Raw genomic sequence first — 15255 nt, forward strand, 5'->3', positions numbered from 1 at the left:
ACTAGAACCAACCTGAAAACCATTATCCGCTGCTTAGTAGCAAGTTTCGCTACCCTAAAATAAAGTGCATTCTATCATGCCCAAACGTATTACCAGATCGCAGTTCGACCGCCGACGATTTCTGCGTGGAAGCGGCGTGTTGTTGGGTATGCCGTTTCTTCCATCGTTGGCTCGCGCTGATTCGACCACGTCGAGTCAAGACCAAGGACCCACGGGCGATGAGGCGACTGGCAAGCCGCCGCTGCGTACCGCGTTCCTGTATTTCCCCAACGGCGTCTGGGAGAAGGATTGGGTGCCCACATCAACGGGAACCGAGTATGAACTTTCGCCCACGCTCAAGCCGCTCGAACATCTTCGAGATGATGTCACCATTTTGTCTGGATTAGACAAAATGCATTCACACGGCGGCGACGGGCACTATGCCAAAACTGCCAACTTTTTAACCGGCATGCCGGTCGCCAAGACCACCGGAAAGGACATCAGTAGTGGGGGCATTTCGGTCGATCAACTGATCGCTTCACATCGCGGGAAACAGACGCCGCTTCCGTCCCTCGAGCTCGGAACCGAACCCGTTATCAGCGGAATCGATAGCAATGTGGGCTACACGCGTTTATACGGATCGCATATTTCGTGGCAAACCCCCACACGGCCTGTCGCCAAGGACATTAACCCGCGTGTCGTTTACGAAAGACTGTTCGGCAAAGGGCTTCAGTCCAAAGGAAAGGACACTCAGTCGTATCAAAACCTGCTTGATTATGTCCTCGAGGATGCGAGGCAGATTCGTGGGAAACTTGGTCGCGACGATCAGTTCAAAATGGACGAGTATCTCGACGCGGTTCGTGCCGTCGAGCAACGGATCGAATACGCCGCGAAACATCCCTCACGTTCTTGGGAACAGTCGACGAACGACGCAAGCATACCCGCACCCGAGTCGGGAACTCCTGGCGATTTCCGCGAACACATCGATGTGATGCTCGATCTGATGGTATTGGCTTTTCAAACGGATTCGACGCGCGTGGCGACGTTCATGTTCGCCAACGATGTTTCCGGACGCGGTTTTTCGTTTCTCGAAGGCGTTCGTGGTGGACACCACGAACTCTCTCATCACGAGAACAAGGAAGAAAAAATTCAGCAATATCAGCGGATCAATTACTGGCACGTCGAGCAGTTCGTCAAAATGCTCGACAAAATGAAAGCGATCCCCGAAGGGGAAGGGACGTTGTTAGACAACAGCATGATCATGTTCGGTTCGAGTTTCTCCGACGGCAATCGGCACGATCCCGATAACCTACCGATCGTGCTCGCCGGTCATGGTGGAGGAACGATTCGCGGCGGCCAACACCTTGCCGCACAAGGACAGGTTCCGATTTGCAATCTGTACTTGTCGATGCTGCGTCGGCACGGCATCGACCTAGAAAGCTTCGGTGATAGCAACGCGGAAATCGCGAATTTGTAAAAGGGTTCGGCAAGTGAATGCTTTTGTACCTGTCCGAATAGGGGTCTGACCCTTTGGAGGCGTGTCGAATTTCGCTGGCGTTTATGGCCTCGCCGGAGAGGGTCAGACCCCTTTTCGATTAGGTTCTTAGAACCGCAATCGGATCACGCGTTCAAAACCGTCGAGTAGCCGGTTTTGTAAGTCACCACCGATACCGGCACTTTCAAGAACGGTCGCGGCGCTCTGTCGTAATTGCAGCAGTTCGGTGTCGCTAAACGAACGATCGGCCGTGGTTTCGCGATAGAGATCGACGAAGGCGAAGACGCTAGACATGGACGGGAAACGCAGGTTGGTTTGCAAGCCTCGCAAGTTGTCCAACAGTCCGCCGATGGTTGAGAACGACAAACCACCTTCAAGTGAGTCGACGATCCGATCGGCGGTTTGAAGGATCTCAGGCGAGATCTCGTTCAACCGATCGGTTAAGGAGTCAGGCAGCGAATCAAGTACGTCTCGGACGCGGCGACGCACGTTCTCAACGTTCGTCGAATCAAGTCCCACCAAATCCACGATGCTTTCAACCCGCTCGAGAACCGCCGAGGTTCGTTCGGTTGTCGACAATTCACGATCTCGAGTAATCTCGGCGATTTCACCGATCACGTCCGCAACAGCTTGCCGTGGCAAGTTCACGTCGCGACGCAACGTGTTCAGCTCGGATACGAATGTTCGCACGGAATCTCGCAACGAGCCCGACACTTCGTTCGCGACGTCTTCACCGACGGTTGGCAGCGTGCGAAGCACCGAATCAACCAAATCCACTCGATCCGAATTGATTCGATTGATGATCCGAAGCGCATCAACGGACGTCAAACGCCCGTTCCCATCGACGTCGAGTCGATCCAAGATCGCCGCGACTCGCGGAGGAACCGGAAGATCGGAAAGTTCACCACCCACTTCGGCGGCATTGAGTTCGTTGATGACTTCCAACGCATCGCGAGCCGTCACGGAACCATCCGCATTCACGTCTGCCGCGACGATCTCGGCGACCTCGGCTACCGCCGCCGCATCGGCGGCCAAAAGTCGGCGAGATTCGAGCGACTGAAAGGCAGGTCGAAAATGGGAACGTTTTATCATCCGTCAATCCTTCATCCGAGGACGCAGGTTCTTCAGTCGAACCATTCGATGTGGTGAAAATGAGTTAGCTGAACATCAGTCTAAACGTTAGATCACCGTCGGGCAAACACCTGAAAAACCGCCGCCGGCCGGCGATGCATGCGAAATTCACGCGTTACTTGATATCGGAGCACCTGTTCCCATCAAGCGGTGGTGTTCCAAATAGCGGTTCCCAGAGTTGAATTGGCAGCTTCAAAGTGGCTTGACCGTATGCTGGGATGGAATCGTTTACTTGGGAACCACTAAATCTCGATCACGATCGACTCATCCACAGGATGAGACTGGCAGGCAAGGATGAAGCCTTCGGATTCCTCGGACTTGGTAATCGCGTCGCGACTGACCATTCTCACACGACCCGACGCGCATCGCACTTTGCACTGACCGCAGATACCGCTGCGGCATTCCCAGGGCAAAGTTACGCCGACTTGTTCAGCGGCCTCAAGGACTGTTGTTGACGAATCAATTTCAACCATGCGCGCCGAAGTTGAGAATGTGATGGTCGCTGTTTGGCCGTCGGCCAATCCGGACACCAGGTTGCCAATCGAACCATCGCTCACCTGATCATTGGCATTAATCACCGCTGTTGCTTTTGGCGAAACGAACTCTTCAGTCGAAACATTCTCGTTAGGGATACCTAGCGACACAATCGTTTTGCGAACGGCTTGCATCATCGCGTCGGGGCCGCAAAGAAAAATTGGCAAGTCTTCTAAATCGGAAATGAATTGACCCAGGTCCTCAGCGTTGATGTAGCCCGACTTGTCTTGCCATCGGCTGGCGGGGACATCGTTGCGTGTTTTAGGAAGCGATTGACTGAAAAAATTGAGAACCTGCAGGTTTTCGAATCGATTCGCCAAAAACTCCAACTCGTTGGCAAAGATCATGTCCTCCGCAGATCGCACCGCGTTGATGAAGTAGATCGTCCCGCCCCACGCTTGGTCGGTCAGGTTTCGCAAGATGGACATCAATGGCGTGATACCGACACCACCGGAGATCAACACCACCGCTTCGGCCTTCAGGTCATTGAAGAAGAACTTGCCCGCTGGAGCACCAACGCGAATCGAGTCGCCCGCTTTGACGACGTCGTGCATAAATCGCGACGCAGTGCCTTCAGGATTCCGCTTAATGGTCAGTTCGACGTGGCCACGCTGGGTCGGCGACGAAGCAATCGTGTACGAGCGTTTGACTATCGTCCCGTCAATGTTGAGCGTCAGATTCATGTACTGTCCAGGTTGGTGAACAAACGGGATCTCACCGCCGCCCGGCATAACGAAGCGGAATGTTTTAACGTCGTTTGTCTCGCGACGAATATTTGCGACGACTAAATCACCATTCCAAAACTTGCGGGCAACGGTTGGTGCCGCGACCGCGTTTATTTTTGCCTTAGCCGCCCCACGACGAAGGTCAAGGTAGTGTTTGACACTGCGAAAACCAAGAATCGGCGTCAACACCGCGGCGAAAGCGAGGGGTTGACGAACGTCACTCTTTACCAACATGTAATAGTGGACAACACCCAAAACTGCTGCGACATACGCAAGTCGATGCAAGAGTTTCCATCTCATCGGCCCTAGCTTCCGTATCATCGCGTTCGTGCTCGTTAAAGCAAGCGGCAACATTAACATCACCGCAATGAAACCAACTAGCAAAAATCGTCGAGAGAAAATTTCCTCGACGGTACTACTGACACTTCCCATTCGATCAAATACGACATAGATACCAAAATGAAGAGCAGCGTAGGCAAAGCCGTACAGCCCGAGGGCACGCCGATAGGCGATAAGACTGTTCCATCCCGTCAGCGTTCGTAGGGGTGTAACGATCAATGAAATGAACAAGAAGACGAGCGAAAGAATACCCGTGATGTGCAATGCATTGTTTACACCGTTTGCACCGAGTTGCCCTTGCCAAGTATCCCAACCAAGCATCAGAAGCGGACCAATTCCAGCCAGAATCACAAGATTGCGATAGTATGAAATATTCATCGTGTAAGAATCCATCTTCCGGATAGGCATTAAATGTTAACAGACAGATCGAGACCTTCGTACAGCGACGCGACTTGGTCCTCATAGCCGTTGAACATCAAGGTTTGTCGACGACCGGTCTCCCCAATTCTTTGCTCGGTTGCTTGGCTCCAACGAGGGTGTGGGACATTCGGATTAACATTTGCCAAGAATCCATATTCCGATGGTGCGTATCGATTCCAGCTTGTTGGTGGCTCGTCGGAGAGCAGCGAGATCTTCACGATCGATTTGATTCCCTTGAATCCGTACTTCCAAGGCGTGACCAATCTGACGGGGGCGCCGTCCTGTGCGGGCAATTCTTTGCCATAGAGCCCGACGGCTAGTAAGGTCAGCGGATGCATCGCCTCATCCAAACGCAAACCTTCGACGTAAGGCCACTGAAGAACGGTTGTCTTTTGCCCTGGCATCCGTTCCGGATCGTAGAGCGTCTCGAATGCGACATACTTGGCTTCGCTCATTGGTTCGACCGCATCGATCACGTGTGATAATTGTAGTCCTGCCCAGGGAATCACCATCGACCATGCTTCGACACAACGCATTCGATAGATCCGCTCTTCGATCGGCCCCAACGTTTTGAGTTCAGGGATCGTGAACGTGGTTGGTTTGTGAACCATGCCCTCCACGCGGATTTGCCAGCCGGTCGTATCAAAATTTTTGGCCGTATCGGCGACCGCGTTTTTATCAGTCGTAAACTCGTAGAAGTTGTTGTAGGAAATAATGCTTGACTCGCTCGTCATCGGCTCGTCGACATAGAATCCAAGCTCTCGCCGTTGGTCCTGAGTCAGATCCACTGACGTCAAATCGGAGATTGCCGCCGTCTCGAGTTCCATCTTGCGAACCGGATTGAACCACCGGTACAGCCCCGCAGAAGCTGCTAGCGTTCCCACAGCTCCGACCCCTCGGAGAAATCGTCGACGGTTCGCGTAGAGCGGATAGGGCGTGACTTCGCCGCGAAGGTCGCTACCGAAATGGTTCTCGCTCAAGTGAATGGCTCCTAGGGAAAGCGATGGAAATCAAATACTTATCGTGGGATTTTCCGCCAGACTTGTCATGTACCAGAAGATAGACGCCGCCATTGACCGGAAACTTACTTCCCGTCTAAGAATTTCACGAAACGCATACGGTAAGGCGAATAAAGAATGATCGCCATCTACCAAAAGACCGAGCGCAACTCAGCCTTTTGGCGTACTTGTAAATGGAGTTGTGATGACCGTTGTCCGCCACGGTCTCACGATTGACGCGATCACGATTGCCGCAAGTCCCCGCTCGACCTGTTCCGCTCAACCTCAGGCCATGTCAACCAAGCGTGTAGTCGGCTACCCCGATGATGCACGAGGACCACATGATGTATCCGATGGCGAACGACCCCATGCCGATGGAAAAGGCTTAGGAAATGGCGTCGCCTGCGATGGTATAAAGGCGGGCGAGTCAATGATGGCTTTCGCCGATTTGCCGACGGTGATGGCCTACGAAATGCCGACGACCGCAATCATCGCAAAATCGGAGGCCTTGACCGCGATTGCTGAACATGCGACCATGACTACGGCGTCTGGCGCAACGATGGTGACCGACGTCGAGATCAAGACTGCAATCCGAAAAGCATTCAGCGATCCGGCTCATTCCCAAGCGTTGCTTCAAACCATGATCTCGCGCGAGCCCGCATCGGCGATGTTCTCCGGTGCTCCTGTAAAAGCAGCTCCCATGTTCGCATCATAGCCCGCGATGAAGGCCAGCATGATACAAGACGCGATGATGCGTACGATGGTTCAACCCGCGTTGGCCGCACCCGCGATGAGAAAATAGTCAGCCCCCGTTCATTGTTCGCGGTCAGCTCGAAACTCAGGTCACTGACCATCGAGCAGGCCGTGAAGACATCTAAATCGGATTTGGAATCGCCATATGGAAACAAGTGAGCCCTCAATCGACAATCGCCATTGCCGAGACCTTGAATGTTTTATGCAAGGTTTGATGCGTCGCAATCCAGGAGAAGATGTCTTTCACCAAGCGGTTCGTGAAGTGGCGGAAACGATCATTCCGTTTACTAATGAGAATCCAAAGTATCGAGACGCTCAGATTTTGGAGCGAATGACGGAACCCGATCGCGTCGTTATTTTTCGGGTGACATGGGAAGATGACGAAGGAAATATCCGAGCAAACCGAGCTTGGCGAGTTCAATTCAATAATTCGATTGGGCCATACAAGGGCGGTTTGCGATTCCACCCCGACGTTACACTCGGCACTCTGAAATTCTTAGGATTTGAGCAGACTTTCAAGAATAGCTTGACCGGGTTGCCGATGGGCGGGGCAAAGGGCGGGGCGAACTTCAACCCCAAGGGTAAGAGCGATCGAGAGGTGATGCGGTTCTGCCAATCTTTGATGATCGAACTGCATCGACATATCGGCGAAGACACGGACGTTCCCGCTGGAGACATCGGCGTAGGCGGCCGTGAAATCAGCTATCTGTTTGGTCAGTACAAGCGGCTGTCGAATCGATTTGTTGGAACGTTGACCGGAAAAGGGTTGTCGTTTGGCGGCAGTCTGATCCGCACCGAAGCAACGGGGTACGGTTGCGTTTATTTTTGCGAGAACATGCTGAACCGAGTTGGGGACAGCGTTCGTGGAAAACGGATCGCGGTATCGGGAAGCGGAAACGTTGCCTTGTATGCGATCGAAAAAGCTACCGAACTTGGCGGTATCGTGGTAACCGCCTCCGACTCGTCGGGAACCATCTATGACGCTGCGGGGATTAACGACGAAAAGCTTGAGTATTTAAAAGATTTGAAAGAGGTGCGTCGCGGTCGGATCGAAGAGTATGTCCAGCGTTACCCATCAGCACAGCTTCTTTCCGGTCGGCCCTGGCAGGTTCCTGTTGACATCGCCTTGCCTTGTGCGACGCAAAATGAAATCGATGCAAACGACGCGAAAATGATGCTTGCTAATGGTGTGAGGATCGTCTGCGAAGGTGCGAATATGCCGACGGACTTGGAAGCATCACGATTGTTCGCATCACAGCAAATTCTGTTTGGACCAGCCAAGGCAGCAAACGCCGGCGGTGTTGCCGTTTCCGGTTTGGAGCAATCGCAAAACGCATTGCGTCTTTCGTGGACTCGAGAGGAAGTCGATTCCAAGTTGCAAACAATCATGTCTGAAATTCATGCGAAATGCGTCCGTTACGGAGCCCGCGAGAACGGCCACGTCGACTACGTCGCAGGTGCAAACATCGGTGGATTCATCAAGGTAGCAGACGCAATGCTGGCTTACGGAGCAGTTTGATGACTGAAGATCAAGATTGGTTGTACCGCCTTCGCAGTTCGGATGACCGGGTTCGCGACGATGCGATATCACAGCTTCGCGAACTGCTGTTACGCGGACTCAGCCGATCACTCACGAACCGATACGGCCAGCCGTTCTCGGCTGAAGATGTTGTTCAGGACGCATTGCTCAAGATCCTGCAGTCGCTTGATCAATTCGAGGGCCGAAGCAAATTCATTACGTGGGCGATGGCGGTCGCTACCCGTGTCGGAATCAGTTCTCTGCGACGTAAATACCACCGAGATGTCTCGATGGAAGCGTTCAACAAGGATGACGGCTATCGGATAGAGATTGCGTTCGAATCGTATACGGGTGTCGGTTCCGATGCAGATCGCCAGGAACTATTGACAACGTTGCATCAACTTATCGAAGACGTGCTGACTGACAAGCAGCGTCTTGCAATGCGTGCGTTTCTGTCTGGTTTTTCTACGGACGGAATTGCCGAACGAGTCGGTACCAATCGTAACGCTGTTTACAAATTGATACACGATGCTCGCCTTAAACTAAAAGATGGTTTTGAGCGAGCTGGCATTTCGGCTGAAGACATCAACGCCAGTCTCGCATAAAGTAACCAAAATGAAACTCAACTCAGTGCAACTCGCCAACCTGATCGATCTGATAGTAACCGCGAAGGCCGAAAGCATTGGCTGCGACGGTTGCTATGAACTCATGGACCAATTCGCTCAAGCCGAACTGGATGGCCAAACCGTCCCACAATCGCTGGAGATCGTTCGCACGCACCTGGAACTGTGCAAGTGCTGTCGCGACGAGTACGCCGCGCTGTTGACAGCCTTGAGAGCAATCTCTGAGTAGATCACAGCATCACCGTGCAATCCGCTTGCCATCGAATCCGACATCGTGATAACCATCGCGTCGGTGAGAGCCGACTGAATCGTCACGCGACCGCGTGTCGAAAGCCCTTAGGCTGCAGCAGAAACCGTCAGGACAACAGCGATAGCGGCCGAATTGAACGTCTTTTGCATTTTCTTATCTTCCTGAACAGTCGGCTTTCAGGTTCCCAGATCGACATGATCGCGGCAACACTGACTGGATGCGGTTTGCGTCTCAAGTCTTTCCGACTGGCTCGGTAGCCCCCAAGGGAAACGAGACCGGTGTTACTCGATCAATGCGATAGCGCACCGACGCCGATCGACGTAATGATACGGTTTATACTCGCGAAAAACGCTTTAAAGGCAAACCGAACGTAAGATGTGCTGAAGATATAGCGTCTTAATGAGCGTTGACAGCCGAATTGGTTTCGCCTCATCGAGTTTGCCTTGCAAAAGCTCTGATTGACTATTCGCGGGCGTATCTATGCTTGCTCGATCTGGACGGTCTGCAGGATATCGCTGGCTGAGTCTCACTCAACTTTTTTTAAACAATCCAAACTGCAGAACCAGAGAATGAAAAACGAGCCGGAATCCAATCCCAGAGTATCCAGCGGTCCCCACGAACTGCAATGCATGGAAATCTGGAATGGGAGCAGCCACGTCGAAAAAACGGTAACATCGGCTGGTCTTCACGCCTGGGTGTTTAGTCAGCCTTACCAAGGTGATAAACAGGGGGGTGACGTCCATTACCTCTCGCTGTGTGCCGGTGGAATTGTCACGCGTATTGTGCTTTCCGATGTTGCCGGGCACGGTGATCGCGTCAGTGAAACCTCAAAAAAGCTACGTGCCTTATTGCGAAAGTTCATGAATGCCAAGAAGCAAGATCGCTTGGTCGTTGAGCTGAACCGCGAGTTCACGGAGCTGGAAACAAAAGACGGATTTGCGACCGCCGTGCTTGCAACTTTCCTTAGCCATAAGTCAACTCTCCTGTTGACCAATGCGGGGCACCCGCGACCGCTGATTTATCAACACTCGCGGAAAAGCTGGGCGTTTCTGGATGAGCCGACAAGTACAGCGGGGCAAGCCGATAATTTCCCGTTCGGGCTGGACCGTTCAACTTCCTATGAGCATTTCGTGATCAAGATCGATCCAGGTGACTGGCTCCTGCTCTATACCGATGCTTATACGGAATGTTGCGACACGTCCGATGAGTTGCTCGGCGAGGCAGGACTTCTAAAGATTGTCGAGCAAATTTCGCGAACCGATTCAGTATCGCAATTCGGCCTAGAACTCAACCGGTTGGTTAGTGAACATTCCGCTCGATGGCTTGGCGACGATGATACGACCCTCATCGCGATCCGGTTTACCGACGAACGAAGAACGCCGGGTCCCATTGAAAAACTGACTGGATACTTCAAATCACTTTCCCAATTGATCGCAAGAGTTGGCGAGCGGGTTTAGCATCAGTTATGTCACCGCGCCTATTTGGCCAGATTGTCGAGTGCTGTAGCCGGGCAGTTCGCCAAAGATGCATCGGAAAGATTTCGCAGTGATGGTGCTGTTTGGATCGCTTTCCACGAACGGGACAGCGTATAGCAATCGGTATCTGGAAATTCCCCAAGGGCGATTCTGAGAAAATCGGAACTCGCTTGGTAAGACAGTGACCTGCAACGGCGTCTATTCCTCATCGCAATCAGGAACTCTCCCTGTCGTGCAACAAAAAAACTAATTTTCCAGAAAGAAACAAGATGAAAACGCTCGCAATCTCCACTTCCGGTCTGTTCCTGGTCGCTACACTCGCCTTTGTCGGATGTGCGGAGAATAAAATGACCACCGAAGGCGCGTCGAACGACACGCCCGCTATGGCTGACGACATGAAAGGCGGCGAGATGATGTCCGACAACATGAAGGGCGAGGCGATGATGGCGGAACCGACCATGAGCGGCGACGCTATGACGAAGGAAGGGAACTAGCTTCTACCTTTCTTTTTGTCGATTGCAGTTCTTTAGCGTCTTTGGGGGCGTAATCGAACAAAGTCAGAAAATCAAAGCATTCTGGTTCTTCCAAATCGTGGCAATGGTGTAGTCGCCTTGCAGCGCCATTGACAATGTAAAGTCGCTTGACGGGGCTCGAGAACGAATCGTGATGGGCTGACCTGGCCACTGCGACAGTGAGAAGGTTCGGAACTACGACTACTTCAATGATGACGAACCCCGTCGCAAGATGGACCAATTGAAGTGGACCGGAGTTGGCGTCGGGCGTTCCGACGTTAAGTAGTTTTGCAACCGACTTGGCATCCGGCTGCGGTACATCGCCCGTCATCGAGTCGGACAAGAACACTTCTATTGGCAAACTCGTGGCACACACCGGGGTGCCAATAAAAACACCCTCAAAAACACGGGGTTTTTGAGGGTGTTTTGACGACAGCGGAGGACACGGGACTCGAACCCGCAGCCCCTTACGGGGTACCTCAGTTCCAGTGAGGCCGCTCACCAACTCGCTTATCCTCCGTTGGCAAACTTATCGTTGCTCAACCTTCTTGGTGCGTCCTTAGAGTTTCGTTGATTCGTCGGTTTTTGGCAACCACGGCAAGCGGAGTTGTGAGCAAGTTTATTGAACCTGTTCGGGCCGAAACTCTTGGCGAGTTTCTCGCCGCCTTCAGATGCCATTGCGACGAATATCTAAGCTAACTTGGCTCCCGAGATTAACTTCAGGAAGCCTTCGTTGTCCTCGAATCGACCGAGTTGTTTCGTCAATTGCTCCATCGCGTCGACAGGATGCATTTCGCTGAGCGTTCGCCGAAGCATGGAAACGGTTTCGTAGGTTTCTTCGTCGAGCAATAGTTCTTCGCGACGAGTTCCGGACATCGATATGTCGATGGCCGGATAAACGCGGCGATCAGCCAAACGTCGATCCAAAACGACTTCCATGTTGCCGGTGCCTTTGAACTCTTGGAAGATCGCCTCATCCATTCGCGAGTTCGTATCGACCAAACACGTGCCGACGATTGTTAGTGAACCGCCTTCTTGGAACGCCCGCGCGGTCGCAAACAGTTTCTTGGGGATGTCCATCGCGCGGATGTCCAAACCGCCGGTGCCTGTGGCACCGCCACGACCGGCTTTGCCGACCCACTTATTGAACGCTCGCGCCAACCTCGTGATCGAATCAAGCATCAAGAACACGTCCTGGCCGGCTTCGGCGAGACGTTTGGCGCGATCGATCGCCAGTTGGCTGAGTCGCACATGGCTTTCGATGTCCATGTCCAAACTGCTCGCGATGACTTCGCCGTTGATAATACTGCGACGCATATCAGTGACTTCCTCGGGCCGCTCGTCGATCAACAAGACCATCAGTTTGAGGTCGGGGTGATTCTGTGAAATGCCTTCGGCGATGTGCTGAAGCATGATCGTTTTACCGCTTCGCGGCGGCGCGACGATCAACGCACGCTGGCCTTTGCCCATCGGGGCGAGCAAGTCGATGACTCGATTGGTCAGCGGCAATTTGCCCTTTTCCAGCTTGAGTGGTTGTTCCGGATTGATCGCCGTCAGGTCATCGAAATGAGGGGCATCAACATATTTTTCCGGTGGCGAACCTTCGACATCTAAGATCTCGCGAACACGCGGCCCCTGTTGTCGTTTGGCCTGTTGCACCATCGTGTGCAGCATGACGCCCTGACGCAGACCGAACTTTTCGACCATCGTTCCGGGCACGAATGGATCGGACCGTTCGCGGGTGTAGTTGTTCGTGGGGCTGCGTAAGAATCCGTAGCCGTTGGGGTGCATTTCGAGGATGCCGGACCACTCTTCGAGCGGAGCATCGCTGACGAAATCTGCTGGTTCACCGTTGCCGCCCGAAGGAGGTCCGCCGGAGTTTCCGCCGCCGCCTCCGCCGCCACGTCGTCGACGCCGCGATCGGGGTTTGCCGCCGCCGTTGCCGTTGGAGGTGCCTTCACCACCGTTGTCCGATGGGGAACCATTTTGAGAGCCGCCGTAACCACCTCGGCTACGAGGTGCACGCTTCTTTTTTGCCATCTGTCATTCCTGGTACCACAAGCAACACCCGCAAACGGGCAGATTGGTCGGAAAGTTCGATTGCCGCTTTCGCTTGAGATGGTGCCTTAGCAAAATCACGAAAGCAGAGACCGAACGCGCCAAGTCGATTGGATAACCAACAAGAGGAACCGCGTTTTGAAAACTGAAAGTCAGGTTGTTTGCTTTGAGGGTGGCGGTAACACCTTCAACGCAACCTTCGGAGATCAAGCCAGCAAAGATGCCCGACACGAACTCACGTAAGTGGCAATTCCTTGCCAAAAGATTCCCGTTCGACCCTTCCCAGATAGGATTTGGGATCGCCGAACAACACCCATCGAATTTTCGGAAAACAAAACGACTTCTTGAATTCTTTCTCGAAGTCTGCGAGGAGGCTCGCTTAAAGAGCCAGGCCTCACTGTCGAAAACAATTCCGAGTCTTCGGGGGCCATCAAAAGATTAGGTGAACGGAACGGAGTGAACAAGCACACGTCTTTTCCGAACACCAAAACACCATTTATGTCGCAAATATAGGCCTCCATTAGCTGATGTCAAGGTGTTTTTGAAATTAGTTGACCTGAACGAACGAGTTTTTTTGGCAACACGCTCGAAACGGATACAGCTAGAAACTCAGCTAAAAGCGTGCCTGACGCTGTTGCAAATACTCGGTCAACGCCTTGTCAAACGGCATGCTTGTGTCCAACGGCACATAATCGATCCGCATTCGGTTGCAGCCTTCCCGGTACGTTTCGCGAAACGCTTTCACGCCACTGAGGTATTCGTCTCGAAAACCGGTTGCGTCGACCGTGACGACCTCACCCGTTTCCGGGTCTTCAAACTCGATCGGGCCGTCATAGGGAAAATGAACTTCGGCTTCGTCCATGACATGAAAAACGATCACGTCGTGCCCGCCGTGACGCAATCGCCCCAATGCCATCAACACTTCAGCCGGGTCGCCGAGTAGATCGGAAAACAGCATCACCAAGCTATGCTGACGCAACATCGCAGCGACCTGCGTTAGGCTGGCGGGCAGCTCGGTCGTTCCGTCGGGCGTCATCGATGATAACGCCGCCATCACGTCACCGAGTTGCCCCCGTCGACTTCGTGCAGGCAACACAGCTCTGAGCTTGTCGCGAAACGTCAACAAGCCGACCGGGTCCTTTTGCATCGTCATCAAATAAGTCAGCGACGCCGCCAAGCACGTCGCGTACTCAAACTTGTTCATCGATTGTCGCTGGCTAAACCCCATCGACTTGGACAGGTCCATGACCAAGTAGCCCGTCAGGTTCGTTTCGGCCTCGTAACGTTTGACATAATGCTTGTTCGTTTTGGCATAAACCAACCAATCGATCAGTTTGGGGTCATCGCCCCGGTTGTAGCGGCGATGCTCACTGAACTGCACCGAAAATCCTTGCAGTGGGCTCGTGTGCAATCCTTGCAAAAAGCCCCGCACGACCATCCGTGCACGCAAGTCAAGACGTTTGATCTTCTGCAACGCTTCGGGGGCCAGCGACGCCGTCATGCCCGCGACTCGAGGTGACCGTCGACCAATTCCCACCGTTGGTCCATCGCATCGGCTAGCGTTTGGGAGTGGGTCACGGTGACAAGTACCGCGTTCGCGTCGGCCTGCAAACGTAGCAGTAACGCAGTGATCTCCGACGCGGTGCGTGCATCCAAATTGCCTGTCGGTTCATCGGCCAAGATCAACGTGGGCTGCATCACCAACGCTCGCGCGATCGCGACGCGTTCTCGTTCGCCACCAGACAACTCGCCGGGCAGGTGCGTCATTCGTTCGGCCAGTCCGACGTCGCGAATCAGCATCTCCGCACGCTGATGATCCTCCGGCATGGGACGCCCGACGGCGAGCGCGGGAATCAATACGTTTTCGATGACCGACAGTTGCGGCAACAAATGATGATCTTGAAATACGAAACCGATCGTGCGATTGCGAAACGCCGCGCGGGCTTTCTCATCGAGCAGGAATGGGTCTTGTCCACCGATCGATACGTCTCCCGCGTCGGGTTGATCCAACGAGCCCAAGATCTGTAGCAGCGTTGTCTTGCCGCTGCCGCTCGGGCCGACAATCGCCGCCGATTGCCCGGCGTTTAATTCCAGTGAGACGTCACGCAACACAATCAACGGTTCGCCGACCGTTGGGTACGTCTTGCGAACCTGATGTACTTTCAACACGGCCAAGCCTAAGCGCCTATCCGAAAAGGGGTCTGACCCTCTCCGGCGATACCAAAAAAACAACGAATATAGACGCGCCTCCAAAGGGTCAGACCCCTTTTCGGATGGGCATTATCAAAGTGGCATAGGCTTCCAGCCTGTTTATACCCCACATCTTTTTTGACCCCCACGAGCTCGTCTCGTGGGTGAATAAGGTTCGCAAGCTAGACAACGACGCTACCCCAACCTTCCGATTTTCACTTGTGCTCGCCGCTTCAAGCGGCGAGCACAAGTGA

The 15255-nt window shown here is 53.4% G+C and carries 13 protein-coding genes and 1 tRNA gene; 7 read left to right on the plus strand and 7 right to left on the minus strand.

Annotated elements, in window-relative coordinates:
• Positions 1-73 precede the first annotated feature (73 nt).
• A complete protein-coding gene (locus tag Pla100_RS21000) occupies positions 74-1456 on the plus strand; it encodes a DUF1552 domain-containing protein (protein ID WP_390620635.1) in 1383 nt (460 codons plus the stop codon).
• 126 nt (positions 1457-1582) lie between these two features.
• Here Pla100_RS21000 and Pla100_RS21005 read toward each other — a convergent pair whose 3' ends face one another.
• From Pla100_RS21005 to msrP, 3 genes are all read right to left on the minus strand, one after another.
• Positions 1583-2566 (minus strand): dockerin type I domain-containing protein, encoded by a 984-nt coding sequence (locus Pla100_RS21005; protein WP_146579840.1) that lies wholly within the window; start codon positions 2564-2566, stop codon positions 1583-1585.
• Positions 2567-2847: 281 nt separating this feature from the next.
• Positions 2848-4581 carry an FAD-binding oxidoreductase gene (locus tag Pla100_RS21010; protein ID WP_197168118.1) on the minus strand — a complete coding sequence of 578 codons (1734 nt, stop codon included), beginning with the start codon at positions 4579-4581 and terminating at the stop codon, positions 2848-2850.
• Between the two features lie 29 nt (positions 4582-4610).
• Positions 4611-5603, minus strand: coding sequence for a protein-methionine-sulfoxide reductase catalytic subunit MsrP (gene msrP / locus Pla100_RS21015; protein WP_146579844.1), 993 nt, complete (start codon positions 5601-5603; stop codon positions 4611-4613).
• Between the two features lie 223 nt (positions 5604-5826).
• Here msrP and Pla100_RS21020 point away from each other — a divergent pair, with 223 nt between their 5' ends.
• The 6 genes from Pla100_RS21020 (at position 5827) to Pla100_RS21045 (ending at position 10735) form a co-directional block, all read left to right on the plus strand.
• Positions 5827-6336 (plus strand): hypothetical protein, encoded by a 510-nt coding sequence (locus tag Pla100_RS21020; RefSeq protein ID WP_146579846.1) that lies wholly within the window; start codon positions 5827-5829, stop codon positions 6334-6336.
• Between the two features lie 252 nt (positions 6337-6588).
• Positions 6589-7893 carry an NADP-specific glutamate dehydrogenase gene (gene gdhA / locus Pla100_RS21025; RefSeq protein ID WP_231603303.1) on the plus strand — a complete coding sequence of 435 codons (1305 nt, stop codon included), beginning with the start codon at positions 6589-6591 and terminating at the stop codon, positions 7891-7893.
• Positions 7893-8498, plus strand: a complete 606-nt coding sequence (locus tag Pla100_RS21030) for an RNA polymerase sigma factor (RefSeq protein ID WP_146579850.1) — start codon at positions 7893-7895, stop codon at positions 8496-8498. The genes gdhA and Pla100_RS21030 overlap by 1 nt, the downstream gene beginning before the upstream one ends.
• Before the next feature lie 10 nt (positions 8499-8508).
• A complete protein-coding gene (locus Pla100_RS21035; protein ID WP_146579852.1) occupies positions 8509-8745 on the plus strand; it encodes a cupin domain-containing protein in 237 nt (78 codons plus the stop codon).
• Between the two features lie 479 nt (positions 8746-9224).
• Complete coding sequence (locus Pla100_RS21040; RefSeq protein ID WP_146579854.1) at positions 9225-10223, plus strand: PP2C family protein-serine/threonine phosphatase; 999 nt, start codon at positions 9225-9227, stop codon at positions 10221-10223.
• A gap of 287 nt (positions 10224-10510) precedes the next feature.
• Positions 10511-10735: a hypothetical protein gene (locus Pla100_RS21045; RefSeq protein WP_146579856.1), complete on the plus strand. Its 225-nt coding sequence runs from the start codon at positions 10511-10513 to the stop codon at positions 10733-10735.
• A 454-nt stretch (positions 10736-11189) separates the two neighbouring features.
• On the opposite strand, the gene Pla100_RS21055 is transcribed toward Pla100_RS21045, so the two are convergent.
• The 4 genes from Pla100_RS21055 to Pla100_RS21070 form a co-directional block, all read right to left on the minus strand.
• Positions 11190-11272, minus strand: a tRNA-Ser gene (locus tag Pla100_RS21055).
• A 171-nt stretch (positions 11273-11443) separates the two neighbouring features.
• A complete protein-coding gene (gene rho, locus Pla100_RS21060; protein ID WP_146579860.1) occupies positions 11444-12793 on the minus strand; it encodes a transcription termination factor Rho in 1350 nt (449 codons plus the stop codon).
• 631 nt (positions 12794-13424) lie between these two features.
• Positions 13425-14312: a DUF58 domain-containing protein gene (locus tag Pla100_RS21065; protein WP_146579861.1), complete on the minus strand. Its 888-nt coding sequence runs from the start codon at positions 14310-14312 to the stop codon at positions 13425-13427.
• On the minus strand, positions 14309-14980 hold the full coding sequence (locus Pla100_RS21070; RefSeq protein ID WP_146579863.1) for an ABC transporter ATP-binding protein: 672 nt from the start codon (positions 14978-14980) through the stop codon (positions 14309-14311). Before Pla100_RS21070 ends, Pla100_RS21065 begins: the two co-directional genes overlap by 4 nt.
• Positions 14981-15255 lie beyond the last annotated feature (275 nt).

It is taken from the genome of Neorhodopirellula pilleata, assembly GCF_007859915.1.
Taxonomy (GTDB): domain Bacteria; phylum Planctomycetota; class Planctomycetia; order Pirellulales; family Pirellulaceae; genus Rhodopirellula; species Rhodopirellula pilleata.